Here is an 11,801-nt window from a genome sequence, read left to right as displayed (position 1 = left end):
TAAAGCATAGTAGAAACAGCCAAAGAAACTCTTTTTGTAGCATTATTTTCATTTCTTTTAGTTTATTAAGTAGGTGTTAGTACAATACATTATTTTACTTGTTTTATTACAAAACCATTTAGCCACAAATCGCCTGTATTTTGCAAGTTTTTAAAATTGATGGTTATTGTGCTTTTACCATCAGCAGAAAAGTTAGATGTTATAGATAATGGCTTGCGTTCTCCTGTATTATCATTTTGGTAATAATCTACTATATGATCATCAGATTTTCTTGAAAAAGAACCATTAGTATCTACAACCTGTACTTCAATTTCATTTGTCATTTTAACGTTGCCTCTTCTAGTATGGTGAAACGTTTCTATTTCATAATTTCCGGCTTTTAAGTTACTTATGTTAAGACTTAAATTTCCTTTTTCTGAGTATAAACCATCTGTTCCCACAAAACTTAAATCACCTAACATTGCAGTATCTCCTAACCATTTAATTTTATCTGTAGCACTAACTGCAATAGTTGCATTAAAATCCTTTAGGTTATAAGTTAAGTTAGCATTGCTGTTACCTGTCCATTCTTCCCAATCAAATTGTACTAATTGTTTATTGCCTCCAATGTCTACTCTGGTTACCGGAAAATCGTAAATAGGAGTAGCATTATTTACAATTTCATTTGTGTTATAGGTTGATGTTGTAATACTTGTTTTGGCAGATTTTAAGCCCTTAGCTTTAGCTGTAATTGTAATTTTTCCTGGATTATTTTTACCTTTAATATAAATTGATGCCACGCCGTTAAAAGAGCGTGCAGGGTTGGCATCTATTTTACCATTGTCTATTAATTCTCCTGCTCCAGATACAAAAAACTCTACGCGTTGCTTTGTATTAGTAACTACCTCGCCATTTTTATCTAAAATAGATGCGTGTACCAGTCTTATATCAGATCCGCCAGCATAAAAAGGTTGGTCTGTGATATTTAAATCTAATTTTAAAGTATACGGACTTTCTTCCTTATGCCTAATAAATTCGGTTACTTTTTCTCCGTTTGTATAACCAATAGCTTTTAAGGTTCCGCTTTTCCAATTATATTTAAATGTAAACGAAGGGTGGTTTAGGTTTAGTTTGGTAAGACTATTATCTGGAGTTTGCCTTGCAATAAGTTTCCCATTATGATAAAGTGCTACCTCTTGGCAATTGCTAAATACTCTAACTTTTCCGTTTTTAGAAGCTGTTTGATCTGCAATATGTACTATTGGTTTATTTAACAATTCAGATTGATACCAGTAGTAAACCGGTTTAGGTACTCTAAAAGCAGACAATACACCGTAAGTAGTCATAAAATCCCTTTTCCATTGATCATCATCTACATCTGGTTGTAAATGATTATAATCTGCACCCAACCAAGTTATGGCTGCAAAATTGTTTTTATTTCCTTTATACCTAGAAATATGAAACTGATTTACCTCAGAATCTGGCGTACTACCGTGCTCCATAACCATAGTAAAAGCACTCTCAGGAAATTCTGTTCTACGGTAATCCATAGTTGCGTGTATATCTGTAACACCTTCATTTTTTACTCCGTTCCATGGGCTAGATGCAGATGCTGTTAACCTAAACGGATCTTCTTCTTTAGCAACGGTTTGCATTCTTGGTACTGGACCTCTGTGGTTTATGCCAGCACCCCAAACAATAATAGACGGGTGGTTTCTGTGGTTACGTATCATAGTTCTTGTAGCGTCTTCTAAATTAGAAAACCAAGCCTCATCTCCCCATAAAATCCATGTACTAGGCTCTTCATAAACTAAAATACCCAACTCGTCACAAGCTTGTAAAAAAGCATCATCTTGCGTGTAGTGAGATAGGCGAATAATATTCATACCTGCTTTTTTGTATTGTAGAGCTTCATTGTAATGAAAAGAATTAGGAACAGCATCACCTATATTTGGGTAATTTTGATGACGATTAGCACCAACTAAAAATAATGGCTCGCCATTTAGAACAAATCCTTTACCTTTTTCTAAACTAAATTTTCTGAAACCAAATTTGTTTTCTACAAAATCAACAGCATTATTTTTATCATAGATAACAGAGTTAGCCCTGTACAAATAAGGAGAATCTGGAGACCATAAATGGTAATTATCTTCTATAGTTGCAGATTGTCTAAAGGTGTATACAGTATTAGGCGCTATTGTTTTAGTAGAAGTAATTTTTTTTACAACCACGCCATCTTTATTTATAATTTTAGTAACTATTTTGGTGTTTTTGGCAGTAGCATTTTCGTTTTTTACGGTAGTTTTTATAGTAACTGTTCCGTTATGCTTATTTACTGTTGGGGTTGTAATATGCACGCCAGCATTAAAATCTTCCCAGTTGTAGTTAACGTGTAACTTATTTGTTGTTACCAAGTACACATCTCTATATAACCCGCCAAATTTTACATAATCTGTTCTGTGTGGGTCAGGAGCAATTACCTGACTAAAACTATTATCTGCCTTAATAGCAATAGTATTTTCTTTTCCTAAGGTTACAAAGTCTGTAATATCAAAATAAAAAGGCACATAACCATTTACAGCATAGTTGCCTACCTTTTTACCATTTACCCAAAGTTCTGTAGCATTATGTATAGCTTCAAACTCTAAAAATATTTTTCCTGTAGCATTGGCATCAATATTAATTTTCCTGCGGTACCAACTTATGTCACGTAAATACTTTTCTTGTATCCAGGTTTCTTTTATGCTATCCATTTCATAAGATACCAATTGTGGTGCATGAGGCACAGATACATTTTCCCAATTACTATCGTTATAATTAATAGTAGTAGGAGCGTTTGGTAAATCTCCTAAATGAAATTTCCAGTTAAAATTTAAGTTTGTTTTGGTTCTGTCACCAACAGTAAATCCTTCTGGTAAATTATTACTTTGTGCAAAAGAAATTGCAGTAACAAATAAACTTAAAAGCGCTAATTTTATTTTCATTATAATGAGTTTGATTTATAAGAAATTAAAATTATTTATTCTTAGTCTATTTGGTAATTAGATATGTATTGAAAAATAGAACATATGGTTTATTACATATTTTTAAGGTGTTACAAGTATTAAAAAGCAAAGTGTTTGTATAAAAAAAGACCTTGAATTATGTTTTCAAGGTCTTATAAATTTTGGTTAAAGTAATAAGTTATTTCAATTCTAATTCTTTTATTTCCTCTGTAGTTTCTCCTCTTAATTGTGTGTATACAGAAATAAGTTCAGATAGCTTTTTGGCGTTTGTTTTTGCCAAGTTGTTTTGTTGCTCTTTGTCTTCTTTTAAATTATAAAGTTGATACTCATTAGCTATACCTAATTCTATGTTTACTTGTGTATTTATAGCTTTGCCTGGGTAAGGCGGAATCAGCACCCAGTCGCCACTCCTTAAAGCTGTTTTTTTGCTAGCTTCTAAAATTAGATGTTCTCTTCCGTTTTTAGATGTACCCAATAATACATCTAACATTTGCTTACTGTCTTCTGTTTTAGTTTTATTACCAGTTAGTTTGGCAAACGAACTAAGTAAATCTACTTGGCAAACTAGCGCATTAGATACCCCTGGTGTAATTTTCCCTTTCCAATACGTAATAAAAGGTACACGTGTACCAGCGTCAAATAAACTGTATTTTCCGCCTCTTAATCCACCTGCAGGTGTGTGTTTTCCTAATTTTTCTACAGCATCATCAAAATAGCCATCGTTTAAAACAGGACCATTATCACTTGTAAATACAATTAAAGTATTTTCTAATAACTGTTCTTTTTCTAAAGTTTTTATAAACTCACCAATAATCCAATCTGCTTCTAAAATTACATCACCTCTTGGTCCCATACCAGATGTACCAACAAAACGAGGGTGAGGTGTACGGGGTACGTGTGGTTGTTGCAAAGCATAGTATAAAAAGAAAGGCTCGTTTTTATGTTTAGTAACGTAAGATTTAGCCTCTTTTAAAAAATGATCTGCCATATCTACATCACTCCATTTAGCAGCTTCACCACCTTTCATAAAACCAATTCTAGGAATACCGTTTACAATACTATTATTATGTCCGTGATGCCATTTCATACTTAACAATTCCGGATTTTCTTTACCTGTTGGCTGGTTGTCATAATTTTTAGAGTAATCTACCTCTATAGGATCTTTTGGATCTAAACCATCTACGTGTCCGTTTTTTATATAAACTGTTGGTACACGGTCTTGCGTAGCCGCCATAATGTACGAATAATCAAAACCAACCTCATTTGGGCCAGGAGAAACACGTTCATTCCAATTTACATTACCACTACCAAGACCTAAATGCCATTTACCTACAATGCCAGTAGCGTAGCCTTCTTTTTTTAACATTTTAGGAATAGTAGTTTGCTCTGTGCTAATTATAAGTGGTGCTGTACCAGGCAAAATAGCGGCATCTTTATTACGCCAAGGGTACACACCAGTTAGTAAACCATATCTACTAGGGGTACAAGTTGCAGATGTAGCATAACCATTAGTAAACCTAACGCCTTCGTTGGCAAGTTTATCTATATTTGGAGTATTTATTTCTGTAGCACCATTAGCACTAATATCTCCATAGCCTAAATCATCCATATAAATAACAACAATATTTGGTTTGGTAACCTCCATTACTGTTTCTTTATTGGCAGATTTGTCTGTGTCTTTTTTAGTTTCTTTACAACTGCTTGTGAAAATACTAGCTACAATTGCTAGCGAAAAGTAAATATTTTTTCTTTTGGTTTTAAGTAAATGTATCATTGAATTGGTTTTGTGGCTAAAGTATTACTTTTTTAAGGATTTTTCGCGTGTTTTTTTCCATCTTTTATCCTCTTTAATTACATTTTCTGCATGAGGATCTAACCAACCAGGAGCCTTATTTTTAGCATCCCAATTGGCATAAGACTTTTCTAAATCTAAGCATATCTCTGGATGTTGTTTAGCAATGTCATACCGCTCTAAATTATCTTCTTCAATATTAAAAAGTAAGGTTTTATTTTTATAGGCACTTTTGTATAATTTGTATTTTCCTTTTCTAACAGCATATTCAAAATTACCAGAAGACCTCCAAAATAGTATGTTGTGTGGGTTACCTTTATTTTTATTTAATATGTAAGGCATTAAATCTACACCATCTAATTGTTTTTCTTTTGAAGCACTAGCACCCGAAGCATTTAAAAACGTAGGAAATAAATCTAAAGATGAAATAGGTTTAGAGTACAGGCTCTTTTCTTTTATTTTACTTGGCCAGGAAATAAAAAATGGCACTTTTATTCCGCCTTCAAACAACATTCCTTTGTGTCCTCTGTTTGGTCTGTTGTCTGCATGCTCTATTCTTCCTCCATTATCACTTAAAAAAACTAATATAGTGTTATCTTTTATACCATTAGCAACTAGTGTAGAGTCTATTTTGCCAACATTTTCATCAACGGCATTAACCATAGCTGCATACACACTTCTGCCAGCATACTCTATATGTTTAGTTTGCTCTAAATACTTTTTTGTAGCGTGGTCTGGTGCGTGTGGCGCATTGTAAGCCAAGTAAATAAAAAAGGGTTTCTTATCTTTTTTATTAATAAAATTAATGGCTTCATTAGTAAAATCGTCTGTTAAATAACTAAGTTCCCCTTCTGGAACTGGTTTTCTGTTGCGATAAATGGTCTTAATCTTACTTTGTGCTGTTCCCCAGTAGTTCATAGCTCCGCCAGGGAAGCCAAACCAATGGTCAAATCCTTGTGCAGGAGGGTACAAATCTGGGTGATCTCCTAAATGCCATTTACCAATTGCACTTGTTCTATAACCTTGTTCTTTTAAAGCTTCAGATATTAGTTTTTCTGATAAGGGTGTACCAACTGTAACATCATTTTCTCCGTTATAAGGCATATTACAATCGTGCCCAAAACGCGCCTGATATCTACCAGTAAGTAAACCCGCTCTAGACGGGCTGCAATATGGATGAGAAACATATCCATTAGAAAATACAACACCTTCTGATGCTAGCCTGTCTAAGTTTGGTGTTGGTATATCTGTTGCACCATTAAACCCCACATCTGCCCAACCTTGATCATCTGTTAGTATAACAATAATATTGGGTTGCTTTTGTGCTGTTACTATTTGTATAAAAAGCAGAAAATAAACAAAGAGTATTATATTTTTTAAATAGCTCATATTTACTTAGTTTTTATAGTTATTGTAGCAGAACTAAGTTTATCTGAACTTGCGGTAATTTTAATTTCACCAGCAGTTTCTGTAGTTTTTATAATAGCTAAACTTTTACCGTAAAAGGATTTAATATAATTTGCTTTAAAAGACTCTAATGAAGCAGAGTTGCCATTACCAACAGCTTCTAAATCTCCATTACCAGATACTTTAAATGTTATAAGATTATCTGCTTTAGGACATAAATTACCATCTTTATCTTCAACCCTAACTGTAATAAATGATAAATCTTTTCCAGATGCATTAATCGTATTTCTGTCTGCTGTTAATTTTATTTTATAAGGTTTACCTGCTGTTTTAATTTCTTTAGTAGCAACTGGTTTGCCATTTTTATAACCAACAACTTTTAAGCTTCCGGGTTGGTAAGGTACATTCCATGATAATCTGTATTTAGAGTCAATAGTACCGCCTTTAAAACCGTTATATTCTGCAAAAATAGTAGTGGTGTCCTTCCCTTTTATTTTTTTGCCGTAAGATTTTCCGTTTACAAAAAGTTCTACTTCATCGCAATTTGTATACGAATAAACAGGAATGGTTTGCCCTTCTTTGCCCTCCCAGTTCCAATGTGGTAATACGTGTACCATTGGCTCTGTTGTCCATTGGCTTTGGTACAAATAAAACCTGTCTTTAGGAAAACCTACCAAATCTACAGGCGCAAAATAAGAAGCGTGAGATGGCCAATCATCATTCCAATATCCGTTTGTAGAGTTATCTCTTCCGCCATATGGAGTAGGTTCTCCTAAATAATCAAAACCTGTCCATATAAATTCTCCCAACGAATGTGGATTTTGCTTTTGGGCTTCAAATTCTACCTCTGGAGGATACGTCCAAGACGGACCAATGTTTACATCATAACTAGAAACTTGATTTGTTTCTTTGCTAACTCTTTCTTTTAACGGAAACTCATAATAACCTCTAGTACTTGTTTGTGAAGATGTTTCTGAACCGTAAAAAATCATATCAGGGTTCTGTTCTCTAATTTCTGCATAGTAAGCAGGTTTGTAGTTTACACCAACAACATCTATTTGGTATGCCAATTTATTTGTAAACGAAGCAGGGTAGTAGTTAAAACCAGCAGTTGTAGGTCTAGAGGCATCTTCATTATGGCAAATGTCATTTAGCATTTTAGCTATTTTCCAACCATCTTTTTTACCTTGTTCTAAAATTTCATTTCCAATACTCCACATAATTACAGATGGGTGGTTACGATCTCTTTTTATCATATCTCGTAAATCTTTTTCTGCCCATTTGTCAAAATATTTATGGTAACCATTAGGTACTTTAGCCTCTTTCCATTCATCAAAAGCTTCATCTATAACCACAATACCTAGTCTGTCACAAACCTGTAGCATTTCTGTAGAAGGTGGGTTGTGACTTGTGCGTAATGCGTTGGCACCCATTTGTTGCATTATTTGCATTTGGCGTTCTGTAGCTCTATAATTTACAGCGGCACCCAAAGGCCCAAGATCATGATGCATACAAACACCATTAAGCTCTACAGCTTTTCCGTTTAGGTAAAAACCTTCTTTTTTAAACTCAATAGTTCTAATACCAAATTCTGTAGTATACTCATCTACAACCGTATTGTTTATTTTAATACGACTTACGGCTTTGTATAAATTAGGCTTGCCAATATCCCATAGAGTAGGGTTAGAAACTGTAATTTCTTGTGTTTGTTTTTGTTCTGATGTTTTATCTAGTTCTACTTTGTTGTTAGAAACAGCAACAGTTGCATTATTTATATCTAAAATAGTTGTCTCTAGGACTATGTTGGCAGTACTATTTAATGTGTTTTTAATTTTAGTTTCTATGTTAACAATAGCTTTGTTGTCATCTATTTTAGGTGTAGTAATATATGTACCCCATTGCGGAATATGCACTGGTTCGTTTAATTTTAGCCTTACATTGCGGTAAATACCAGCACCAGGATACCATCTTTCAGACAAAATTTCTGGTGCCAATTGTACGGCAATAACATTCTTTTCGCCAAATTTAATAAACGGTGTTAAATTATACTCAAAACCACTATATCCGTAATGGCGTTCACCAACAAAATTACCGTTTATATACACTTTAGAGTTATCCATAACCCCATCAAACTCTATAGAAATTTGCTTATTCTTATTTTTTGCATCTACTTTAAAGTGTTTTCGGTACCAAGCAATACCATCTATGGGTAAACCACCATTACGAGCATTATTTTTGTCGCTAAACGGACCTTCTATAGCCCAATCATGTGGTACGTTTACTTTTCTCCAGTTACTATCATCAAAATTTACAGTTTCTGCATTTGGTACACTATCTTTTATAAATAACCAGTTTTTATTAAAATCTTGATCCTCTAAAACTTCTATTTCTTTTTTTTGACAAGAAGAAAAGACAACTAGAAAAAGTAGTAAAGCAGTTAGTTTATATGTTTGCATAAAGTTTATTTTTTAGTTTGATTTAAGTTGAGGTTTAGAAGTAGAAATATCTAACGGGTCATTCATTGTTTTTTGAAGCTTTTGTAGCTCATTAAATAATTGTACCACCCTGTTTTGTTCTTCAGGTAGGTTAGCAATGTTATTCATTTCTTCTGGGTCCTTGTTAAGATTAAACAGCAACACTTTTTTTATTTTTGGATATACAAGTAGCTTGTAGCCATCTTTTCTAATCATTCTTTGTACGTCTAAATACGCACCATAAACACTAGTGTATTTACTTTGGTTAGAGTTTTGTTTTGCTAATTGTAAAAAGCTATTAAACTCTACATAACTGGGTTTTTGTATACCTGCAATTTCTAGTGATGTTGCCATAGCATCTTGTAAGTACACATCTGCATTATTTTTTTTGTTTTTTGGAATATCTGGACCAACAATTACCATTGGAGGTCTAATACTATGGTCAAATAAATTTTGTTTACCAAGTAAACCGTGTTTTCCCATAGCTAGTCCATGGTCTGATGTAAAAATGATATACGTATTGTCTATTTTTCCAGAGTTTTTTAATGCTTTTAGTATTTTTCCTATTTGAGCATCTAAGTGTGTTATGCTGGCGTAATACTCTTTTATATGTGTTTTTATTGCAAGCTCTGTTCTAGGAAAAGGAGCTAAGGCTTCGTCTCGTAAATCATCACCATTGGCAATACTATGCCTGTACGGATACTCTGGCAAAAAACTTTTAGGCAAACTAATGTCTTTTACATTATACATATCTTGATATGCTTTTGGAGCCTGCCTAGGATCATGCGGAGCATTAAAAGCCAAATACATGAAAAAAGGTGTTTCTTTTTCTTTTGCTGTATTTATAAAGGTAATAGCATCGTCTTTTAAAACTTCACTCCAATGTTTTCCGCCTTTCCAGTATCCGCCTTTAGTATTATCTGTTGGCAACCAAGTTGTATCTGTAGTAGTTTTTGGTCTATTGTAACCATTGGGCATAATTGTTTTAGAATCTGGTTTTTTGGTTTTGTAAAGCGAATCGAACTTTGCTACCATAGTTGCATGGTTCCAAGCATCTTTAGGCATACCAGGTCTTATATGCGCAGTGTTTTTAAAAACTTTTGTTGCTGCAGCATCTACGTGCCATTTGCCGGCCATATACGTGTCATAACCACTATTTTCTAATAGTTTTCCCCATGTTTTATCTAAAGAATCTTGTTTTTTCCAGTTTTGTCTAAAGTTATTAGCTCTCCATACAGATCTGCCAGAAATAAGCATTGCTCTAGACGCAGCACATACTGCACCGCTCCAAGAACCCATATTGTAAGCGTTAGTAAAGGTTGTACCTTGGTGTACAAGAGCATCCATATTTGGAGTCTTAATTTCAGAATTTCCTAAGGCATTAATAGATGTGTATGTTTGGTCATCTGTAAAAATAAAAACAATGTTAGGTTGTTGTTTTTTTGACTTTGGATTGCTTTTTTTACCACAAGCACTAAGTGTAAGTACTAGTATTAAAACAGCTGCATAAATCTTCATAACTATATGTTTTACCATAAAATTATTGTGCACACTAAAGTTGTGCGCACAATAATAAAATTAACTCCTATGTAACAAAGTTGAGATTTGTAGCTTTAAAAGCAGTATACAGATGGTTTTAATAATAAAACATATGTTTTTTACTAAAGTCTATTCTTTATCTGTGGTGTCTTCATTATTAATTCTTATGTATTTGCTAGGGACAACTCCAAATTGTTTTTTAAAACATTTAGAAAAGTATGATGCTGTGTTAAAACCGGTCATATACATAATTTCTTTTACAGATAAATCGCTTTTTTCAAAAAGCTGTACAGCTCTTTTTAATCTAATATTTCTTATAAATTCACTAGAAGAAAGTCCCGTTAATTCTTTAATTTTTAAATACAAGTTACTTCTACTCATATTCATTTCTTTAACCAACATTTCTACACTAAATTCTGAGTTCATCATATGTTTTTCTACAATTTCTATGGCATTTTGTAAAAAAGTCTCGTCAGAAGATGTAACTGTAACTTCATTTGGTTGCAGTGTAATTTCTCTGTTAAATTTTTTCCTTAATTTTTCTCTGTCATTTAAAATATTAGAAAGTTTAAGCTCTAGTAATTCTAAGTCAAAAGGTTTTCTAATGTAAGCATCTGCACCTGTTTTAAGCCCCTCAATTTCTTTTTCTTGAGATGTTTTTGCTGTTAGCATAACTACAGGAATATGACTGGTTTCTTGTGTAGATTTTATTTGGTTACAAAATTCTATACCATCCATAACTGGCATAACTAAATCTGTAATAACAATATTAGGAATAAACTTTTTGGCAAGTTCTAGTCCTTTTTCTCCATTTTCAGCTTCGTAAACGTAGTAACTTTCACCTAGTCCCTTTTTAATAAAAGACCGTATGTCTTGGTTATCATCTATAATTAATAATATAGGTAGTTTAGATCTAGACCTAGTCATATTTTGGTCTATAATATCATCCATAAAACTAATTGCGTGTGACTCTGCATCTACCTTACTAATAAATGTATTTTCCTCAAAAACTTCATGAAAGTTAAGTTCTTTCTTTTCTTGGTAGGTTTCTTTATCTTTTGGCAACCAAACATAAAAGGTAGATCCATTTTCAGAATCGCTCTGTACTTTTATAATACCTTGATGCAGTTCTACCAAATTTTTGGTAAATGACAATCCAATGCCTGTTCCTTTGGTGTTAACGTGAGTTGTAATACCAATATCTGTATAAAAACGCTCAAAAATATGTTGTAACCTGTGTGCAGGTATACCAGGTCCAGAATCTTTTACTTGTATAACTATATATTTAGATTGATCTATATTAAGATCTATATCTGTAGGTTTTATAAAGTCTTTGCCATTAAATATATCTAGTTTAATGCTACCATTTTCTGGAGTAAATTTAAATGCATTGGAAAGTAAATTGTTTATAATTTTTTCAACAGCATCAGGATCAAACCAACTTAAAATAGATTCATTAGAAACATTAATTTTAAAATTGATATTCTTTTTTCGACTTAAAAACTGAAATGGTTCACCAACATCTTTTAAAAACTCTACAATATTATTTTTGCTTAGGTTAAGACTCATTTTACCGTGGTCCATTTTTCTAAAATCTAATAGTTG

6 protein-coding genes are annotated in these 11,801 nt (G+C 32.9%); all 6 read right to left on the bottom strand.

Translation table 11 applies throughout. The annotated features are described in order from the left end of the window. Positions 1 to 89: 89 nt before the first annotated feature. On the bottom strand, positions 90 to 2,963 hold the full coding sequence (locus tag ABJD66_RS05735; protein WP_348129213.1) for a glycoside hydrolase family 2 TIM barrel-domain containing protein: 2,874 nt from the start codon (positions 2,961 to 2,963) through the stop codon (positions 90 to 92). A 199-nt stretch (positions 2,964 to 3,162) separates the two neighbouring features. After that, positions 3,163 to 4,758: an arylsulfatase gene (locus tag ABJD66_RS05730; protein ID WP_348129210.1), complete on the bottom strand. Its 1,596-nt coding sequence runs from the start codon at positions 4,756 to 4,758 to the stop codon at positions 3,163 to 3,165. 24 nt (positions 4,759 to 4,782) lie between these two features. Further along, positions 4,783 to 6,165 (bottom strand): sulfatase-like hydrolase/transferase, encoded by a 1,383-nt coding sequence (locus tag ABJD66_RS05725; RefSeq protein ID WP_348129207.1) that lies wholly within the window; start codon positions 6,163 to 6,165, stop codon positions 4,783 to 4,785. Between the two features lie 2 nt (positions 6,166 to 6,167). Further along, complete coding sequence (galB, locus tag ABJD66_RS05720) at positions 6,168 to 8,639, bottom strand: beta-galactosidase GalB (protein WP_348129204.1); 2,472 nt, start codon at positions 8,637 to 8,639, stop codon at positions 6,168 to 6,170. A 12-nt stretch (positions 8,640 to 8,651) separates the two neighbouring features. Next, entirely contained in the window at positions 8,652 to 10,175 is a 1,524-nt protein-coding gene (locus ABJD66_RS05715; protein ID WP_348129201.1) for a sulfatase-like hydrolase/transferase, read from the bottom strand. A gap of 150 nt (positions 10,176 to 10,325) precedes the next feature. Next, a partial coding sequence (locus tag ABJD66_RS05710; RefSeq protein ID WP_348129198.1) for a response regulator occupies positions 10,326 to 11,801 on the bottom strand: 1,476 nt, incomplete at its 5' end.

This window comes from Cellulophaga sp., from assembly GCF_039943695.1.
In the GTDB taxonomy this organism is placed as follows: domain Bacteria; phylum Bacteroidota; class Bacteroidia; order Flavobacteriales; family Flavobacteriaceae; genus Cellulophaga.
This window is presented reverse-complemented; position numbering and strand designations above follow the sequence as displayed.